This is a genomic window from Adhaeribacter aerolatus (assembly GCF_007991635.1).
Classification (GTDB): domain Bacteria; phylum Bacteroidota; class Bacteroidia; order Cytophagales; family Hymenobacteraceae; genus Adhaeribacter; species Adhaeribacter aerolatus.
The window spans coordinates 1-19,401 of record NZ_BJYS01000015.1; the positions used below are offsets into that span (position 1 = coordinate 1).

Here is a 19,401-nt window from a genome sequence, read left to right on the forward strand (position 1 = left end):
GCGGAGAAAACTGGCAATTTAAGGCGTTGTTTCTTTTTAATTAAAGATGATGGTCTTGTTGTTACTCACAAAAACCTTATCAGCAAAAACTAGTTTTAGGGCCTGCGCCAGCACTATTTTTTCAACATCACGGCCCGATTGGGCCATATCCTGCGCGTTGTGCGTGTGGTTTACCTGAATTACGTTTTGAGCTATAATTGGCCCTTCGTCTAAACTGCTGTTTACAAAGTGGGCCGTAGCCCCAATAATTTTAACGCCGCGTTCATAGGCTTGCCGATAAGGATTGGCCCCAATAAAAGCCGGTAAAAAAGAATGATGAATATTAATAATCCGGGCGGGAAACTGTTCTACAAATGCCGGACTGAGTACCCGCATGTATTTGGCCAGTACCAGGTAATCTGGGTTATATTGTTTTACCCTTTCCAAAATCTGGGCATCGTGTTCTTCGCGGGCTTTATTTTCGTGCGAAATATAATGGAACGGAATATCAAACTTTTCGGTAAGCGGCTGCAACGTGTCGTAGTTGCCAATTACAGCCATAATATTGGCATTTAAATCGTTAAACTTTTCGCGAAGCAATAAATCGCCGAGGCAATGGTGTTCTTTGGTTACCAGAATAACAATGTTCTTTTTCTGCTGCGGCAATAAATCGAAAATAATCTTTTCGGGTAAGGCATCGTGCAATTCCTGCAGCACTTTTTCGCGGTTAATATCTCCGGCTACTTCGGCCCGCATAAAAAAATGGTTGTTCTCTTTATCTACAAATTCGCCGTTGCTGATAATATTTAAATCGTTCTGAAATAAGACTTGCGTAACCGCGTAAATTAATCCTTTACGGTCGGTGCAATGAATAAGTAAAGTATGATTATTAGACATCAGATTAGAAACTGGTTTATGATGAAGCTATTGCCACTACGTAAAGGAACAAAGTTTGCTAAAGATGAAACATATTTTGTAAGCTACAGGCAAAAATATGATTATTGTTTTTTTAACCTGACGAATATATGAGGAAGAATGCTGTTTAGGATATTAATAATTGGCTAATCAGTAGCCTTTGCCTGGTGTTTTTAGCTGCAAAATGTTTAGCAGGGCTTTAGAATTGGCGGTGATAACACCACCAATGGCAACCGTTGCTGCTTTTACTTTAAATACCATATAGTTCCTTGGTCATTACTTATCCGAAAAAACGCTTGCAGGAAAAAGTAATTTAGCTTCTTGCCTTAGTTAAGAGGGAATCAGGTGTGATGGGTTTTATTGGATAGGTTTCGAATTACTTCTGCACCCGCTATAAAAAATAAAGCCCCCGGTAATCCAGGGGCTTTGGCAAAGATTTCCGAAAAAAATTAGAACGTCCGGATTACCGATGGACCAACTTTTTCTTTATTTACGGCTTTCTTTTTGGCTTTTTTAGATTTTGGATCAGTGGGTTCGGGTGCTACAATCATTACTTCGGGTGTATCGGCTACTTTATTTAGCAGATTACCATCCGGGTCGAGTTCCACCACATCGTAGCCTAATTTTTCCAAACCGGGCTTAATAGAAGCTTTATCGCCTACCAGCATAATATTCATTTTTTCTACGGGTAAATATTTTTTGGCTAAGGCATTAATTTCTTCTTTCGTAATGTTCTGCAAAATCTGGTTTTGCTTGGTTACGTAATCCGCATCTAAATTATAGCGGATAATATTGTTTAGGAAGGCTGCTTTCTGGAAAGCCGTTTCGTACTTGCGGGCATCGCTCTGGCCCATGGCACTTTTCACAAAGGCCAGTTCTTCGTCGGTAATGCCTTCTTCGCGCATCCGCTTAATTTCCTTCATAAACTCTACCACCGAACTATCCGATACATTTGACCGCACGCCGGCATAAGCCGTATATGGGCCGGTTGATTCGGTGCCAGAAAAGTAAGAACCAGCGCCGTAGGTATAGCCTTTAGCTTCACGTAAGTTCAGGTTTATACGGCTGTTAAACGCACCACCCAGTATGTAGTTCATAATCTGCGACTTGTAATATTCGCCGGTTGCGTCGTAAGGCAAAGCCATGTAACCAATCCGGATTTCGGACTGCGCTGCTTTTTCTTTGTCTACCAGGAATATTTTAGTTTTATCCAGGTTGGCAACTTTAACATCCGCCGGAATTTCTACCGGTTTAGGCGCCCATTTATTTAAGAAAGTAAGCTTCGGCAATATTTTGTCTTTCTCAGTGTCACCCACAATTACCAGGTTAGTTACCGAAGGCGAGAAATTATCAGCATAGAATTTCTTTACATCATCCAAAGTAATAGAAGCTACGCTGGCGGCCGTGCCGATGGTAGGCACTGCCATAATATTGTTCTCGCCGTACAGCAGTTTGTTATAAACGTTGTTGGCAATTACCGTAGGTTGGGTGCTCTGGTTGGCAATCGATTCTAATGCTTGTTTTTTCAAGCGGTCAAAATCGGCCTGGTCGAAACGCGGGTGCAGCATGCGTTCTTCGGCCAAAGCCAGCGTGGCATCCAGGTTCTTCGTCAGGGCTTGCACCGAAACAGTCATTTGATCGGTGCTGCTGCCAAAGCTGATAGATGAACCCAATATTTCCAGTTTACTGCTGATTTCTTCGGCGGTATATTTCTGAGAAGCCTCGTTCAGCATGGCAGCGGTTAGGGCCGCAATACCCGCTTTAGACGGGTCTTTGGCTTCCAGTTTATGCCCGCCTTTTATCGAGAACAGCATAGCTACGGTTGGCACCTCGTCGTTTCTGGTACCAATAACTTTAATGCCATTAGCCATTTTGTCGGTCCAGAAAGGTGGCACTTTTATTACCGGGTTAGCGCCGGCAGCCGGGCGTTTGCTGCGGTCGAAGTTGTCTTTCGCCTTCACGTATTTCAGGCCGGCGTATAGGTCTTTGGGCGCTTTGTAACCGGTGGTATTTACTTTAAAGTTATCGGCTTTGGCTACTTCATTGGCTTTACCTTTAGGCACCACGCTTAATATTACGGCGGGCTTACCTTTAATATATTTATTGTACACGCGCATCACATCGGCTTTGGTTACGGCTTTGTACCGTTTCAAATCGACCGGCAAATAATTAGGGTTGCCGGTAAAGGTTTGGTAATTAGCCAGAATAGAAGTTTTGCCCGATACGCTGGATAAACTGTTAATCTGGCCGGTTTCGTAAGAAGATTTAAAACGCGCCAGGGCATCATCGGTAACACCGGTTTTTTCAAACTCCAGAAATGCTTCGCGGGCCAGTTTCTCCATGTCGGCCAGCGTTTGCCCAGGGTAAGGCAATATTTGTACAGAGAACTCACCGGCTAATTCGGTACACGGGTGATTTGAACCGGCTTGCACGGCCTTCTGCGCTTTAACTAAATTTTTGTACAGAATAGAATTTTTACCCTGTCCTAATATTTCGGCTAATAAATCCAAAGGCACTTCATCTGGATGAAAGTTTGGTACCGTTGGGAAAGTCATTTGCAAGAGCGGGAACCGCACGTTGTCTTCGTAAGAAATATAACGGTCCTGGGTTAATACGGGCGCGGGCAATTTCATATTCTTTACTTCCGGTCCGCGCGGAATAGCACCAAAATATTTCTCGGCCAATTTTACAACCTGCTGCGGCGTAACATCACCACCTACCGTTAAGGTAGCGTTATTGGGACCGTACCAGCGCAAAAAGAAATTCTTTAAATCGTTTACATCGCTTCGGTTTAGATCTTCCATATAACCAATGGTGGTCCAGGAATATGGGTGACCGTACGGATAAAGCGCAGCCGAATTCTTTTCGTAAACCAAACCATAAGGCCGGTTATCATAATTTTGGCCCCGCTCATTTTTAACCGTAGACCGTTGAATTTCGAATTTCTTTTGGGTAACGGCATCTAATAAAAAGCCCATACGGTCGGCTTCCAGCCACAAAGCCGTTTCGAGTTGATTAGCGGGGAGCGTTTCAAAATAATTAGTCCGGTCGCGGTTGGTGGTTCCGTTAAGCGTACCGCCGGCTTCCGATACAATTTTAAAGTGTTCTTCGTCGCCCACGTGGTCGGAGCCCTGGAACATCATGTGCTCGAAAAAGTGCGCAAAACCTGATTTACCTACTTCTTCGCGCGCCGAACCTACGTGGTAGGTAACATCAACATGGACAATGGGGTCGGAATGGTCTTCGTGAACTACTACGGTTAAGCCGTTGGGCAATACGTACTTTTCGTAGGGAATTACCAGCTCGCTGCCTTTGCGGGCCACTTTCTCCACCAACCTGGTTGGTGAAGCTTTTTGCGCCTGTACCGGAAGTTGTAAGGAAAGTAAAGCACAACCGAGCAGGGCTACTTTAAATGGTTTTATCATGTTTTTTTAGAAGGGTAGTTCTTATGTAAGTATACTAAAATTTCTTCGATTATTTATAGCATTTGTAAAGTCATAAAAAAGCTCCCGGTTTATGGGGAGCTTTTTTATGTCAGCAATACTTAAAAACAATTAGAAGGTCCGGATTACGGCTGGACCGGTTTTCTCGGTATTTTTAGACTTCTTCTTTTTGCGTTTGGTATCTTCCATCGGCAGGTTTACCTGCTTCGTACTTTCTGGTATAGCTGAAGTTTGTTTTAAAATATTGCCTTCGGTATCCAGTTCTACTATTTCGTAGCCTAATTTCTCTAAACCGGGCTTAATGGCCGCTTTATCCCCCACGAGTAAAATATTCATTTTTTCGTAAGGCAAATATTTTTTAGCTAGCGCATTTATCTCGGCTTTGGTAATATTTTGCAAAATTTGGTTCTGCTTCGTTACATAATCTTTATCCAGGTCATAGCGTAAAATATTGTTCAGGAAAGCGGCTTTCTGGATCGGCGTTTCGTAGCTGCGGGCTTCGCTTTGGCCCATGGCGCTTTTTACAAAAGCCAGCTCGGCATCCGTAACACCTTCATCGCGCATGCGCTTTATTTCTTTCATAAACTCTACCACCGAACTGTCCGAGGCATTGGAACGCACCCCAGCCGAAGCCGTGAAAGGTCCGGCGTATTCGGTACCCGAAAAAGCAGAGCGAGCGCCGTAAGTAAAGCCTTTGTCTTCGCGCAGGTTCATGTTAATCCGGCTGCTAAAAGCGCCACCTAACAAATAGTTCATAATCCGGGCTTTGTAATATTCGCCGGTAGCATCGTAAGGCAGGGCAATGTAACCAATCCGAATTTCGGACTGCGCGGCTTTTTCTTTATCAATCAAAAATATTTTGGTTTTATCGATGCCGGCATTGGTAGCCTGCGTTGGTATTTCTACCGGTTTGGGTACCCATTTATTCAGGAAAGCGAGTTTAGGCAATATTTTTTTTTGCTCGGTATCACCTACTATTACCAGGTTGGTGACCGATGGCGAGAAATTATCCTGATAAAATTTCTTCACATCGGCCAGGGTAATATTTTGTACGCTTGACGTAGTACCAATAACCGGAACGGCCATAATATTGCCTTCGCCGTACAGCAGTTTGTTATACACATTGTTGGCTACTACCGTGGGCTGGGTGCTTTGGTTGGCAATGGCTTCCAGGCGTTGTTTTTTCAGACGATCAAAATCCGTTTGGTCGAAACGCGGGTGCAGCATGCGCTCTTCGAGTAAAGCCAGCGTGGCATCCAGGTTCTTCACCAGCGATTGTACCGAAACGGTCATTTCGTCGGCATCGCTCCCGAAACTGATGGAACTGCCTAATTTATCTAACTGGCTGCTAATTTCTTCGGCGGTATATTTTTCGGAAGCTTCGTTTAGCATAGCCGCGGTAAGCGAAGCAATTCCGGCTTTAGTTGGGTCTTTGGCCTCCAAACGGTGACCACCTTTTAAAGTAAAATATAACGTAACCGTCGGGATTTCTTCGTTTTTGGTGCCGATTACTTTAATGCCGTTCGCTATTTTGTCGGTCCAGAAGGGCGGCACTTTTACGACCGGATTCGGGCCGGAAGCCGGGCGCTTGCTGCGGTCGAAATTATCTTTCGCTTTTACATATTTCAGGCCTTCGTATTCATCTTTAGGTGCTTTATAGCCAGTCGGGTCTACTTTAAAATTATCAGCTTTGGCCACCGCATCGGCTTTTCCTTTTGGTACCACGCTTAATACTACGGCGTGCTTGCCTTTAATATATTGGTTGTATACCCGCATAACATCGGCTTTGGTTAAGCTCTGAATCTTTTTCAGTTCGCGGGGCAGTTGGTTGGGCGTGCCGAGGTAAGTTTGGTAAGCGGCTAATTGGGCTACTTTGCCGGCTACGCTGGACAAATCATAAATAGCATTTGCCTCGGCGGATGATTTATAACGGGTAAGGGCATCGTCAGAAACCCCGGTTTTCTCGAACTCCGTAAAGGCTTCGCGCACCGCTTTTTCCATATCGGCTAAAGACTGGCCCGGGAACGGCATTATTGATAACGAAAACTGACCGGCTAGTTCGGAAGTATAATTGCTAGCACTGGCGCTGGTGGCCTTCTGGGTTTTAATCAGGTTTTTATAAAGAATAGACGTTTTTCCTTGACCCAATATTTCGGCCAAACAATCCAAAGCTACTTCGTCGGGGTGGTAAGCCGGCACCGAAGCGTAAGTTAGCTGCAGCAACGGGAAACGGATATTGTCTTCGTAAGAAATATAACGGTCCTGGGTTAAAGTTGGGGCCGGCAATTTCATATTCTTTACTTCCGGTCCGCGCGGAATAGAACCGAAATATTTCTCGGCTAATTTTAATACCTGCTGCGGGGTTACATCGCCGCCCACGGTTAAAGTAGCATTATTAGGCCCGTACCACCGCAAAAAGAAATTCTTTAAATCGTCTAGGGTTCCGCGATTCAAATCTTCGAGGTAGCCAATGGTGGTCCAGGAATACGGGTGACCGTACGGGTACAAAGCCTGGGCTACTTTTTCGCTTACCAACCCGTAAGGCCGGTTGTCGTAGTTCTGGCCGCGCTCGTTTTTAACCGTAGAACGTTGGTTTTCAAATTTCTTTTGCGTTACAGCATCGAGTAAAAAACCCATGCGGTCGGCTTCCAACCACAAAGCTGTTTCGAGTTGGTTGGCGGGCAACGTTTCGTAATAATTAGTGCGGTCGCGGTTGGTAGAACCGTTGAGCGTACCACCGGCTTCGGATACAATTTTAAAATGCTCGTCGTCACCTACGTGGTCGGAACCCTGGAACATCATGTGTTCGAAAAAGTGCGCAAAACCCGATTTACCTACTTCTTCGCGCGCCGAACCAACGTGGTAGGTTACATCCACGTGTACAATGGGGTCGGAATGGTCTTCGTGCACCACTACAGTTAAGCCATTGGGCAGCACATATTTTTCGTAGGGAATTACCAGCTCGCTGCCTTTGCGGGTAACTTTTTCTACTAATTTGGTTTGGGTAGTTGCTTTTTGGGCAAGAACTGGCTCCTGCACGGCAGCTAAAGCCAAACCCAAAACTATTAATTTAACCTTTTTAAACATGAAAAACGCTTTTTCTGAATAATAGAATATATACTTAAAATTATTAATGGCACCTTAAAGTTCATCCTGAAAGCTAAAATGATGCCATATAGCTTGTTACATTACTCCCACAAAAGCCAGTTGCTTCCCTTTGGCATCCAAGGCTAAGCGGGTAATATTTTTTATACCAATCGCCGAAAAATCAGCTATTTCGGTCCAGTCGATGGAATGCTGGGGATGGTACTGGTAAAGTTTGGGGCCTTGCGCCATTAATATTCGACCGTCCTTCGTCCAGATAAAGTCTTCGCTGGCAGGTAAGGTTTTAACCAGGGTTGTAATTTGCCGGGTGCGTAAATCCAGTTGCTTTATTTCCCAGGCGTCGCCGTTTTCCTTACTAATAAAACTAACTGCTTCCTGGCCCGGTATTTTTTGCAATCCCCGGCCAATATTGGCGGCCAAAGGCTCCGATAAGTCGCCGGCCGTAGTAGCCAGGTGTAAGGTATGCGGATCGCCCAATATAAAAACTGCCAGATTTTCGGGTGACAGCCAGGCATAATAGCCAACTTTACCGGCATTACGAAAAACCGGCACTGGTTCCGAATCTCCAGTCAGCGGTAACCGCCAGATTTGCTGTTCCTCGCCCCGCACCACCGAAATACCTTTTTTATCGGGGGTGATAGTCGGCGAATATTCGCCCTCAGGCGAATTGGTGAGCTGGAATAACTGGTTCTTTTTTATTTCATAAGAATAAATATCGGTAGAAGGCCGCTCGCGGATAGACGTAAACAGAATATTCTTGCCGTTTGGCGTAAAGGCCGGCTGGTTATCGTAGCCGGGGCGCCGGGTAATATTTTGGGGCTGGCTTATTTTCCACTGGCCTTTTTTGTTTTTTACCCGGCAAAGATAGATTTCGGTTTCGGGCATGGTTTGGGCAACAACCGGCTGGCCCTGGGTTAAGCAAAACAGGAGCAGCAACAGGGTGCTCAGGTACGGAAGAACTTTAAACATTTTTGATTCAGGCGGAGTTGGCTGATTATTTAACGAAGATACTTATAAAAAACAGCTATGATTCAGGTAAAATTGATTTAAACGAATAATTATCTTTTTAAAAGATACCCTTCTGATTAGGTTTATAACTAATCTTCCTTTGACTATACGAAAACCATTAAACTCCACACCCGCCGGGTGCGTAGGGAGTTAAATACCCGAGGAACCCTGTTAAAAATAATGCGCCCCCAATATTCCCGCCGCAAACTTTTACAATTGGCCTTAAAGGCTGGGGCTGCCTCCTGCCTGGTTCCTTTTATAAACCCAACTAACTATATGGATTTTATTACCGCTAAAGCTACTCTAATAAAACGCGCTATCCCGGGCACCGGCGAACTGCTACCTGTAATGGGTTTAGGCACCTGGCAAACTTTTGATGTGGGCCCCTCGCCGGTGAGCCGCGCCGACGTAAAAGAAGTGTTGCGGTTATTTGCCGAACTGGGCGGCAAACTCATTGATTCTTCGCCGATGTACGGCCGCTCGGAAGAGGTAGTAGGCGATTTAAGTGTGGACCTGAAGTTGCAAAAAAAACTGTTTATGGCTACCAAAGTCTGGACGCAAGGCGAGCAAAACGGCATTAAGCAAATGGAAACCTCGATGCAGGAAATGCAGGCCCGGCCGCTGGATTTAATCCAGATTCATAATTTGGTAGACTGGCGCATTCACCTGAAAACTTTACGCCGCTGGAAAGAAGAACAACGTATCCGCTACCTGGGCATTACGCATTATCTGGCAAGCGCTTTCGACGATCTGGAGCGTATTATTAAAACCGAGCCCGTTGATTTTGTACAACTGAACTACAACATTGTTACCCGCCAGGCGGCCAACCGGCTTTTACCCCTGGCCGCCGAAAAGAAAGTAGCCGTAATTGTAAACCGGCCTTTCGAGAGCGGCGCTTTGTTTAGTTCGGTTAAAGGCAAACCCCTACCCGCCTGGGCCAGCGAGTTCGATTGCCAGAGCTGGGGCCAGTTTTTCCTGAAATATATTCTAGGCCATCCGGCCATTACCTGCGTTATTCCGGCTACCGCTAAACCCAAGCATTTAACAGACAACATGCAGGCGGGGTATGGCCGCTTACCCGATGAAGCAACCCGCAAAAAAATGAAAGAATTTATTCAGAAACTTAGCTGAGTTGCTAGCAGGCCCCAAACAATGCGGGAATTAATTTAGCGTTAAATGTTTAATCCGGAAGATTATTCAAAAAATACTAACCGGCATACCCAATAACTCGTTAATTTTGTCAAGCAGTAGAAATGAGGCCAGCTTATTTGTAAAAAATTAAATTGTTGTTTTGAGTCGTTACGCTATTTCAGATATTCACGGGTGCAATAAAACATTTAGATACCTGGTGCAGGAGGTAATAAAATTGAAGCCGCAGGACGAATTGTTTTTACTGGGCGATTACATAGATCGGGGTCCGGATACCAAAGGCGTACTTGATTTTATTTTAGAACTACAGGAACAGCAATACCAGGTTACCACCCTTATGGGTAACCACGAAGACATGATGCTCCAGGCCCTCGAAGGGCCAGAATACCTGCACCATTGGTTTTTGAACGGCGGGAACCAGGCCCTGGATAGTTTTGGGCTGGACGATATTAGAGATATTCCGGAAAAATACTGGCGTTTTCTGCACCAATTAGACTTTTACGTAGAACTGGAAGATTATTTACTTGTACACGCCGGCTTCGATTTTGAATCGCCGAATCCATTTCAGAACGAAAAGGCTATGCTCTGGATTCGGGATTTTAAGGTTATCGACACATACACCAAGGGAAAAACCATTATTCACGGCCATACCCCCATCCCGGTTTTTGAGATAGAAGATGCCGTAGCTGACCCAACGAGTGAAGTGATAGATATAGATGGAGGCTGCGTATTTAAAATGCGGATGGGCCACCTGACTGCTCTTAACCTGGACACCCGCCAATTGCACGCTGTCCGGAACATGGATTAGAGATTAAGCGACAAGATAATGTATTTTCTAACCAGGTCTTTTATATCAAATATTCTATCGAAATCAAACCCGCACTTCCGGTAATAAATAATGCCTTTCACCCAGCGCGGCACACCCCACCCGTGCCGGCTTTTACCATCCTCCGGCCGCTATAGGTAATCATACGACATATCGCTTAAAACTTTCTCTTCTTAACCTCACGGCATTTAGTTGAAACGACTCCGCTCTTAAGCTATTTCTTAGTATTTTCCGTTTTGCCGGTAATCAGAACAACCCTTTGCATCAGGTTACCCTTTACTTCCTGTTGCTTACCTCTGTTTGGATATTTATATTATTTGGAATAAACTCCTGATAACCAAGTGAATCATGGAACTAATAGTTTTAGTAAGATCGTTTATATCAAAGCATATTATAATTATAATAGCAAAAAATTAAACTTTTCTAACTTATCAGGCATTTTGCTATTCAAACATTTTACTGATTATACTATTACAAATTTGAATAATCCTGATTATACAAAAACTTAACAAAAATAAAATATGGAGATACTTGTATATGTTATTAAATATTATTAAATTTAGAAGACTTTTTTGGACTACCTTTTAAAGGATTTATAAAAAGTTTAGCACCTGCTAAAATATTTTATTATTCACCAATTTTAACGAGTACATTTTAATTCAATTTCATGTTATGGAAAGACCAACAAACACCGTAATCCAAACCAACTGTGGCAAACGCTTCGATTTATCACGGGCTTTTCCATTTGCCCGCAATTTGGCTGCTCCTTATGGCGCTCATAATTTTGCAGTTTACAAAGCCAATGGTTCATATTACATTAAAGGCTATAACACCGGCACCAACGATAAAGTACTAGATGCCTTTGAATTAATATCAGAAAACGAAGCCATGAAGTATTTAAAGCACTAATAACCTTTTGATTATAAAGGCTTTATTTAAAATTCTTATATTAATTACAACTGTTTTGCGCTAGTTCAGAAATTGGAGCAGAATACTACTCTGATCTGATACAGTTTGAGCAAAGGCCGCCCACAGATGCGGCCTTTACTGTTTATAAATTTTTCTATTCGACAATATCCTTTTTCATTACAAGACTTATCTGCCTTTAAACCTGTTTAGCCCAAAATACTGGTTAGCGTTAATAGCACCCGGTAACCATGTAACATCGCCCTAAATATTTTCAGAGCCCCTAAAAAGCTACGAGACTTTATCCTTGTCTTCAGCACCAAGATCGGTATTACCCAATAGTTGGCTACCGGGTTAGATCCGTTACTTCAATGCTCACTTCGCCACCTGTACTGTTTTTTGAAAGCACTAAATCAGTAAACTTTCATTATTACATCAGTATTTCTATCCAGATATGTAAGATATGTATTACAATTTTTACCCGGTATTGTAACCCGTGCTGCGCGTCTTACCTAATCTGCCTTAAAAAATTTTAACGAAGAATACTGGCAATTCAAATAAAAAACCTTAATTTTGCATTCCAATAAATCTGCTTCCGTAGTTCAATGGATAGAATGTTGGTTTCCGGTACCAATGATAGGGGTTCGAATCCCTTCGGGAGCACATTAAGATTAAATAAAGGCCTGTAAATCAAAGACTTACAGGCCTTTTTGTATTAACTGGGGTCGGTTAGGGGGCTGCATTTCTTTTAAATACTCGTATCCCTAGGATGAGTAAACCATTAATATAAGATTCAAAAATAGTTTTAAGTAAATCTCAGGAAAACGTATTTACTTCAGCAGTCTGTTGGATAAATGGGTTACTGCGTAATTTTTAAGGTGCGTAATTTATTACGCAGCCCTTTTTTACGCACTTCTATCCCCTTTAAACCAATTCCGTATTGTACCTTCAGTAACATTTAGCTTCTCCGCTATTTTTCGGTTAGATAACCCAAATTGCTTTAGTATTTGGGCTTCTAAGTACTTAGCCTGTTTTTCAGAAATGCTGTTAACCCGGTTATCAGTCTTTTCCTGAGGCATCTTCTTATACATTGTAAAAGAATGTTGCCTGTAGGTTTTTGCTAAAGCCATAGCAATCATGAAATCGGTTTCAGTACACTCCATTTCTTCACCTATCTCCCCTGTTTCTGCCCGACGTAAAATAGAGAGAATCATGGCTATTCTGAAAGTAATTAATCCTAAGCGCTTAACAGCACTACCTGCATTTCCTCCTATTGAAGTAGTAACCTCATCAAGCCAAATACTAAAAGTGTTGTCTAAATGCTCCCATTGCTCATCCTGTAGGGTAAAATTTACTCTAACATTATCGTTGACCAGGTGGATAAGCCCTAAAACTTCACCTTGAATTAAATTAAAATATTCATTTAGGTTCACTCTACCTGCATATGGACTTACGCTACGCCATTTTGGTTGAAGAGCAAAATTGTAAAAAATAAATCGACTAAAAAGGCCATCTTCTGCATTTGGAATTAATCGTTGCACCTGACCAGGAGTTCCAGAAAGGCATACAGATAACTGAGGCTTTGCAATTTCTCTATATTCATTATTGGTTTTCCGCATATAAGATATTGCTTCATGGTGAAAAGCCTTACGGAGCATATCCGAATAATTTCCCCAATCATTTGAAAGGGTCGCACTTAAGGTGTCTGCTTCACTTTCAAAAATAATTCCTCGCTCATCGTTTTCGTTTAAAGCACTGATAACACTAGGGGCGCTACTATTAGCAGGAAAAAAGAGTATTTTAGGAGCGGCAGAAACATCTAACTCACTTCTTTCAATATCTTCACCCCTACTTGGTTGAGAGCCATGTTGGTCAGGAAAGTATTGTTCTTCTGAAAGTTCTTTGTGGTAACTTAGGGCAATCGTTTTTGCCCAACCCATTGCACCTTTTCCAGTTGCTGCAGGTGCCACAATAAAGCCAAATAAGTTTGTGTGAACAGAAACCCCATCGTATAACCCTGAAACCACAGGAAAACAGCCACTCAAAACAACTAATGCTCCAGTTAAAAATGTATCCTTCTCTCGATCCGTGTTAAACGCCTGACACATTCGGTTAAGTAAATTAGGCAAATCCTGGTAAACAAAAGAAGGTATAATGGGGGAATCTTCATTTTCACTTTTCCCATCTTCGTCCCTATCGTTTATTCCATTGGGAGAATTATTCTTAGTACCTTTGCTACTATAAATATTATTGTAAACTTTACTCCCATGCTGTCCCGTCTTTTGATAAATACTTCTTACCGTTGCTAAAATTTCACGTTTGGTAAATTCCACAGTACTAAATCTACTGATACACTCTGCCTTGCAGTATTCCTGACTTACCCCATAATCATTGCAAAAGTTGATTAATCCGGTTAAATAGTGGTTTCTTTTTCCCACCACAAATTCATGGGTTCTGTTATGAATCTGGAAGCACCAATCAAATATTTCGTCATCCTTTGCTGATTCGTAGGATGCATCATTATTTAAATCTTCTTTTATTTGCTTAGGAAGGGACTCAGTAACCATTACTCCATCTGCAGGGCCAAATAATCTACTATCCGGATAAACAAAGATATCTTTGTCGTAACACAGGAAACATAGCCTATCTACATTCTTACCAGTAGGGTCAATTACTATTTCATAAGTGTTGTAATAATAAGTTTGTAATTGCGCAAAAAATTGCTCATGCTGCTCAGGTTCTAGTAAATCTACTTTAACTATCACCTTTATTCCTTTGCCGCTTGGGCTAATAAAGCTGATAAAGGTAAAGGGGTCGGCCTTGATTTGCTCCCGCACCTCTTCCAAGCGCCTTGACGATAAATCATCAATATCTAAGCAAAGCAGTCCTGAATGCTGAATTAAATTTTGTTTCGCTCTGGTTGGACTAAACAAACCGCTCCACGAAACTGCTGGGAACATTGATTTTTTATATTCTGAGAACTCCTTATCCGATAAGTTCCGCAATTCTTCAGTTATGGTCGCAAATACCGGTTCCTGAATTCTTGAAATTACTTCACCAACTTCTAAAGGCTGGTCTAACCCATATTTATCAGTTGCATTTTTGTAAAGGTTTACCGGTGTTTTTAAAACTGGTAAGTATAACTTATCTTCCATTAGGCTGCCCTCCTTCTTATTGGTTTCAGAGCCGCAAGCACCTCACTCTCGTAAAAATATACTTTATTCGAAATCCGGTGGTATGGTAAGCGGCCCTCCCGCTTCCATTTGTGTACCGTAACTTTGGATTTGCCGAGCAGTTCGCAAACCCGATCAATGGTAATAGGCTTTTCTGGTTGCGACACCAGCGTAGTGGGTTGAAAATTACAAAGAGCTATCGATAGCCTTTCATCTATCAAACCTAAAAAATCGTCGATAGGAATAGTTAATAAAATTGTGTTTTGCATATGTGCTGTTTATTAAAGTACTCTGCAAAACTAAGGGCAAAACAGAGGCAGGGGTCACCCTATGGGTCACCCAATGTCTCGCAAATCATTGTCTATCAGTTTAATAATTTCATATTGTTGCAGACTTTCGTATATTGACTTAACATAATTTAAATCCTTTTTATGTTGGGCAGGTGAATTGTATTCTAAAGGATTCAGCAGTATTTTATAAATATTACCGTAATTTTTTCCTGTGAGAAACTCTATAAACCTGGCCAAGTTACTGGCCTCCTGTGTTTTATTAATTCTAATATGTTTATTTAAGTAATGAATAGCTATAACCTGCCGTTTTGTAGTAAACTCTTTATTTTTTTCCGGAGGTACAGGCTCCTCCTCAGCTGTAATATTATTTTTATTAACCGGTACACCCGTTAACGAAGAGGCAGGCTTTCTTTTCTTACTGACAATAAAATCACTCCATTCCTTATTAGGAAATTCCAGTTTTCTATCCAGGAAATAATTATATGAAATAAAATAGTTAACAATAGGACTATAGCTTTCTCCAAACCTCTTTTTATAATCATCGTGCATTACTTTTATAAATACGTGGAGGGACTCATCAGCTTCCCGATATAAACTTCCCAAAATAGCTTCATAAAAGAACTTACAAGACTTTTCGTCAAATTTTTCTATAGTGCTTTTTACCTGATTTAAGCAGGTTAAGGGCTTATCCCTGGTAGCGTAAACAAAATCAATATTTGAGTAAAGCAGATTAAAAAATTGTGATGGTTCAAAAAAACCATTTTTTAGTAAATCATTATAAATAGAATAATTATACTCACTTACTAAATACTTTTCTATATGATCTTCCTTCATTATTATTTATTTTAATTTTTCCAGGAGAAGCAAAAATTGGTGACTCTTAAGGCTCCATGATAAGTAATCCGTAGCCTGATTAAGTAAGCGCAAACTCAGGAACTATATATCGACCAGAGTCTTTATTGCCATATTCAATTTTTCATTCCTCCGTAAGTTGTCCTAGTATATTATTTTCCGCTGCTAAATCATATTTATGTTTTCTTAGATAATAAAACCTGGTAACTAAGTAGAAAATGATTTATTCACTTTAATAGTTTAGGGTTAAAAAGTTTATAAATACAGTTTTTATTATTTATGTTTATAAATTTTTGTAGATTTTATACTTAGATATTTTATTTTTAGTTTCTATAATTTTAATATTGTTTAGTTTTAAGAAAAGATATAAGTGGAGTTTTCAGTTAAAGATGTCGTTTCTGTTCACTCGGGACTATATGCAAAGCCCAATATCTCTGGTAATGCTATATACCTTCAGGCTAATATGTTTAATGACTTTGGGGATTTATATGAAGGAATAACGCCGAATGTAACTATAGATACTAGTGTATATAAACACTTACTTATTGAAGGGGATGTAATATTTGCAGCCAAAGGCGTTTACAACTTTGCTATAAAATACAATTCAGATATTGGACCAGCAGTTGCATCATCTACCTTCTTGGTATTAAGACCTAACAGACAAAATCTTTTGCCGCAGTATTTAGTTTGGTTTCTGAATCATCCTATTAGCCAGGATTATCTAAAATCCCAAGCAAAGGGCTCTTCCATACTTTCTATTTCTAAAAAAATATTGGAAAAAATGATAATACCCGTACCTAGTTTAGAAAAACAGCAACAAATATTAGAGGTTCACCAACTGAGAAATAGAGAAAAGAAGATAATGCATAGACTAGAAGAACTAAGAGAGCAACTCATACAAGGTCAATTATTAAAACTTGCACAAGAATAGAATAACATTTAATCATGGAAAATAAGATTACCCAACAAGAAATAAATAATATAGTCTGGAAGGCTTGTGACACTTTTAGAGGTGTTATTGACCCAGGTCAGTATAAAGATTACATCTTGACCATGCTCTTTATAAAGTATGTAAGCGATGTACATAAGGACAAATTTACTAATTACCTGGAGAAGTATAACGGGGACAAGAAACGTGCTGAGCGTGCTATGCGGCATGAACGCTTTGTAGTGCCAGAGCATTGCACCTTTGATTACCTGTATGAGCGCCGAAACGAAACCAACATTGGTGAACTGATAAACATTGCCCTAAATGACCTGGAGGATGCCAATCGTGAAAAATTGGGTGGTGAGGATGGTTCTGGTATTTTCCGTAACATTGACTTTAACTCCAGTAACTTAGGGGACGCAAAGGATAAAAAAACACGCCTAAAGAACCTACTCAACGACTTCAGCGACAAAAAACTGGACCTTCGCCCTTCGCACTTGGCTGGCAATGATATTATTGGTGATGCTTATGAATTTCTAATTGCGCACTTTGCCTCTGATGCAGGCAAAAAAGCGGGCGAGTTTTATACTCCAGGCGAGGTATCCACCCTAATTGCCAAACTAACGAAATCTGCACCCGGTGCCCGCATCTGCGACCCAACTTGCGGCTCCGGTTCTCTTCTGATAAAAGCAGCCCGTGAAGTTGGTTCAGATAACTTCTCGCTCTATGGCCAGGAAGCCAATGGTAGTACCTGGGCGTTGGCCGTAATGAATATGTTCCTGCATGGCTTCGACAATGCCACTGTACGCTGGGGCGATACAATCCGCAACCCAAAACTGATAGAAGGTGATACCCTGATGAAGTTTGATACGGTAGTAGCCAACCCACCTTTCTCGCTGGATAAGTGGGGAGCTGACGATGCAACAGCAGACCCTTACAACCGGTTTTGGCGTGGAGTACCACCTACCAGTAAAGGGGATTGGGCATTTATCACGCATATGGTAGAAACTACCTATGAAGGCAAAGGCAAAGTAGGCGTAGTAGTACCACATGGTGTGTTGTTCCGGGGAGCATCGGAAGGCAAGATACGCCAGAAGATGATTGAAGAGAACTTGCTGGAGGCTGTTATTGGATTACCTACTAATCTGTTTTTCGGTACTGGTATACCTGCCGCCATTCTTATCTTTAATCGTGGTAAAGGTTCTAACAAGAACGTGCTGTTTATCGATGTCAGCCAACGCTTCGACGCAGGCAAAAACCAGAACAAACTGCGTAATACTGATATAATGCAAATAGTAGACACCTACCGTCGATTCAGCAGTGGTGAATTGGAAGCAGGTGTTGTGGAAGAAAGGTTTGCTTTTGTTGCCACTTTTAATGAAGTAAAGGAGAACGAATTTAACCTTAACATTCCACGCTATGTCGAAACTTTTGTGGAAGAAGAAGCCATCGACATACAGGCCGTGCAGCAGGAAATTGATGTTCTAGAAGAGGAGCTGGCGGCCGTGCAGCAGGAAATGAAGAAGTATTTGGAAGAACTAAGTCTAATAGCATGAAGGAAAAAATAGATTTAGAAGAAAGAATAGCTTATAAGCATACTAAATTAGGAATTATTCCTAAGGATTGGCAGGTTAAGCAAATTGGGGAGATAGCTAAAGTTGGAAATGGTGCAACACCAAGAAGAGACAGAAAGGATTATTGGCATGATGGGCGCTTCCCTTGGCTACCCACAGGAAAAGTAAATGAACGGGTAATTTCTTATGCTGAAGAATTTATCACAGATATTGCATTAAAGGAGAGTTCTGTTAAGCTGCTTCCAATAGGTACAATTTTACTTGCTATGATTGGCCAAGGCAAAACTCGTGGGAAAGTTGCTTACCTGAACATTGAGTCTTGTATCAATCAAAATTTTGCTTACATCAAGCCCAATGATAATATATATTCTTGGTTTCTATTCCATTATTTGGAATATCAATACCTACAAATTAGAGGTGAAGGAAGAGGTGGTAATCAAGATGCAATCAACTGTAAAATTGTTAAAGATTACCTTGTAGCAATCCCCTCTCTTCCAGAACAAAAAGCTATAGCAGATACACTTTCTACTTGGGATAAAGGAATTGAGAAATTGCAGCAGCTTATTTCCGCCAAAAAAAAGCAAAAGGAGGCTCTTATGCAGCAACTTCTTACTGGCAAAAAACGGTTTAAGGAGTTCACAGATGAGTGGCAGGAGGTAAAGTATGGAGATATGCTGAAGCAGGTAAAAAGGCCTGTTGAGTGGAATGATGAAGAACTTTATGATTTAATTAGTGTAAGGAGAAGGTCCGGAGGCTTGTTTCATCGTGAAAGCCTCTTTGGTCATCAAATTCTTACAAAGGACCTTTACACTGCTCGAAAAGGTGACTTCCTTATATCAAAGATGCAAATTCTGCATGGTGCTTCTGGATTAACAACTGAGGAGTTTGATGGCATGAAAGTTTCTGGCTCTTACATTTCTGTTGTTGCTAAAAATTCTAACAAACTTGACATTGAATTCTTTTGTTGGTTGTCAAAACTTCCAAACTTCTACCATCAGACTTACATAGCAAGTTATGGCGTTCACATAGAGAAGATGACTTTCGATTTTAAAACTTTCCTAAAACTTTCAACTCAACTTCCACCTATAAAAGAACAAAGAAAGATTGTGAATGTCCTTAATGCCGCTGAAAAAGAACTTGAAATACTCCAGCAAAAGCTAAATACTCTGAATCAGCAAAAGAAAGGATTGATGCATAAACTTCTAACAGGGCAGGTGCGGGTAAATCTTAAAAAGGAATTGGTAGATTAAACC

Annotated in this window: 13 protein-coding genes and 1 tRNA gene; 7 read left to right on the top strand and 7 right to left on the bottom strand. The window is 41.4% G+C overall.

Annotated elements, in window-relative coordinates; genetic code table 11:
• Positions 1 to 36: 36 nt before the first annotated feature.
• The 4 genes from purU to AAE02nite_RS10735 all read right to left on the bottom strand — a co-directional run bounded on the left by purU (position 37) and on the right by AAE02nite_RS10735 (position 8,411).
• Complete coding sequence (purU, locus tag AAE02nite_RS10720) at positions 37 to 876, bottom strand: formyltetrahydrofolate deformylase (protein WP_146897733.1); 840 nt, start codon at positions 874 to 876, stop codon at positions 37 to 39.
• Positions 877 to 1,343: 467 nt separating this feature from the next.
• On the bottom strand, positions 1,344 to 4,319 hold the full coding sequence (locus tag AAE02nite_RS10725; RefSeq protein WP_146897734.1) for a M16 family metallopeptidase: 2,976 nt from the start codon (positions 4,317 to 4,319) through the stop codon (positions 1,344 to 1,346).
• A 129-nt stretch (positions 4,320 to 4,448) separates the two neighbouring features.
• Positions 4,449 to 7,424, bottom strand: coding sequence for a M16 family metallopeptidase (locus tag AAE02nite_RS10730; RefSeq protein ID WP_146897735.1), 2,976 nt, complete (start codon positions 7,422 to 7,424; stop codon positions 4,449 to 4,451).
• 96 nt (positions 7,425 to 7,520) lie between these two features.
• Positions 7,521 to 8,411, bottom strand: a complete 891-nt coding sequence (locus AAE02nite_RS10735; protein WP_146897736.1) for a TolB family protein — start codon at positions 8,409 to 8,411, stop codon at positions 7,521 to 7,523.
• A gap of 219 nt (positions 8,412 to 8,630) precedes the next feature.
• Here AAE02nite_RS10735 and AAE02nite_RS10740 point away from each other — a divergent pair, with 219 nt between their 5' ends.
• The 4 genes from AAE02nite_RS10740 (at position 8,631) to AAE02nite_RS10755 (ending at position 11,994) form a co-directional block, all read left to right on the top strand.
• Positions 8,631 to 9,581 (top strand): aldo/keto reductase, encoded by a 951-nt coding sequence (locus tag AAE02nite_RS10740; protein WP_146897737.1) that lies wholly within the window; start codon positions 8,631 to 8,633, stop codon positions 9,579 to 9,581.
• A 160-nt stretch (positions 9,582 to 9,741) separates the two neighbouring features.
• Positions 9,742 to 10,407, top strand: coding sequence for a metallophosphoesterase family protein (locus AAE02nite_RS10745; protein ID WP_170252574.1), 666 nt, complete (start codon positions 9,742 to 9,744; stop codon positions 10,405 to 10,407).
• 690 nt (positions 10,408 to 11,097) lie between these two features.
• Positions 11,098 to 11,334, top strand: coding sequence for a hypothetical protein (locus AAE02nite_RS10750; RefSeq protein WP_146897739.1), 237 nt, complete (start codon positions 11,098 to 11,100; stop codon positions 11,332 to 11,334).
• Between the two features lie 588 nt (positions 11,335 to 11,922).
• Positions 11,923 to 11,994: transfer RNA gene (locus tag AAE02nite_RS10755), tRNA-Arg, on the top strand.
• A 242-nt stretch (positions 11,995 to 12,236) separates the two neighbouring features.
• Here AAE02nite_RS10755 and AAE02nite_RS10760 read toward each other — a convergent pair.
• From AAE02nite_RS10760 to AAE02nite_RS10770, 3 genes are all read right to left on the bottom strand, one after another.
• Entirely contained in the window at positions 12,237 to 14,486 is a 2,250-nt protein-coding gene (locus tag AAE02nite_RS10760; RefSeq protein ID WP_146897740.1) for a DUF3987 domain-containing protein, read from the bottom strand.
• Entirely contained in the window at positions 14,486 to 14,773 is a 288-nt protein-coding gene (locus AAE02nite_RS10765) for a helix-turn-helix domain-containing protein (RefSeq protein ID WP_146897741.1), read from the bottom strand. The genes AAE02nite_RS10760 and AAE02nite_RS10765 overlap by 1 nt, the downstream gene beginning before the upstream one ends.
• A 66-nt stretch (positions 14,774 to 14,839) precedes the next feature.
• Positions 14,840 to 15,628 carry a hypothetical protein gene (locus tag AAE02nite_RS10770; protein ID WP_146897742.1) on the bottom strand — a complete coding sequence of 263 codons (789 nt, stop codon included), beginning with the start codon at positions 15,626 to 15,628 and terminating at the stop codon, positions 14,840 to 14,842.
• A 388-nt stretch (positions 15,629 to 16,016) separates the two neighbouring features.
• Here AAE02nite_RS10770 and AAE02nite_RS10775 point away from each other — a divergent pair, with 388 nt between their 5' ends.
• From AAE02nite_RS10775 to AAE02nite_RS10785, 3 genes are read left to right on the top strand one after another with little or no spacing between them, the layout of a single operon-like run.
• Entirely contained in the window at positions 16,017 to 16,577 is a 561-nt protein-coding gene (locus AAE02nite_RS10775) for a restriction endonuclease subunit S (RefSeq protein ID WP_146897743.1), read from the top strand.
• A 14-nt stretch (positions 16,578 to 16,591) separates the two neighbouring features.
• Entirely contained in the window at positions 16,592 to 18,130 is a 1,539-nt protein-coding gene (locus AAE02nite_RS10780) for a type I restriction-modification system subunit M (protein WP_146897744.1), read from the top strand.
• Positions 18,127 to 19,398, top strand: coding sequence for a restriction endonuclease subunit S (locus tag AAE02nite_RS10785; RefSeq protein ID WP_146897745.1), 1,272 nt, complete (start codon positions 18,127 to 18,129; stop codon positions 19,396 to 19,398). Before AAE02nite_RS10780 ends, AAE02nite_RS10785 begins: the two co-directional genes overlap by 4 nt.
• Positions 19,399 to 19,401 lie beyond the last annotated feature (3 nt).

Bases quoted from the DNA above. Each gene is read 5' to 3' on its own strand.
- AAE02nite_RS10780 (WP_146897744.1), top strand. From the start codon at position 16,592: ATGGAAAATAAGATTACCCAACAAGAAATAAATAATATAGTCTGGAAG.
- AAE02nite_RS10730 (WP_146897735.1), bottom strand. From the start codon at position 7,424: ATGTTTAAAAAGGTTAAATTAATAGTTTTGGGTTTGGCTTTAGCTGCC.
- AAE02nite_RS10765 (WP_146897741.1), bottom strand. From the start codon at position 14,773: ATGCAAAACACAATTTTATTAACTATTCCTATCGACGATTTTTTAGGT.
- AAE02nite_RS10785 (WP_146897745.1), top strand. From the start codon at position 18,127: ATGAAGGAAAAAATAGATTTAGAAGAAAGAATAGCTTATAAGCATACT.
- AAE02nite_RS10770 (WP_146897742.1), bottom strand. From the start codon at position 15,628: ATGAAGGAAGATCATATAGAAAAGTATTTAGTAAGTGAGTATAATTAT.
- AAE02nite_RS10750 (WP_146897739.1), top strand. From the start codon at position 11,098: ATGGAAAGACCAACAAACACCGTAATCCAAACCAACTGTGGCAAACGC.
- AAE02nite_RS10725 (WP_146897734.1), bottom strand. From the start codon at position 4,319: ATGATAAAACCATTTAAAGTAGCCCTGCTCGGTTGTGCTTTACTTTCC.
- AAE02nite_RS10760 (WP_146897740.1), bottom strand. From the start codon at position 14,486: ATGGAAGATAAGTTATACTTACCAGTTTTAAAAACACCGGTAAACCTT.
- purU (WP_146897733.1), bottom strand. From the start codon at position 876: ATGTCTAATAATCATACTTTACTTATTCATTGCACCGACCGTAAAGGA.
- AAE02nite_RS10735 (WP_146897736.1), bottom strand. From the start codon at position 8,411: ATGTTTAAAGTTCTTCCGTACCTGAGCACCCTGTTGCTGCTCCTGTTT.
- AAE02nite_RS10740 (WP_146897737.1), top strand. From the start codon at position 8,631: ATGCGCCCCCAATATTCCCGCCGCAAACTTTTACAATTGGCCTTAAAG.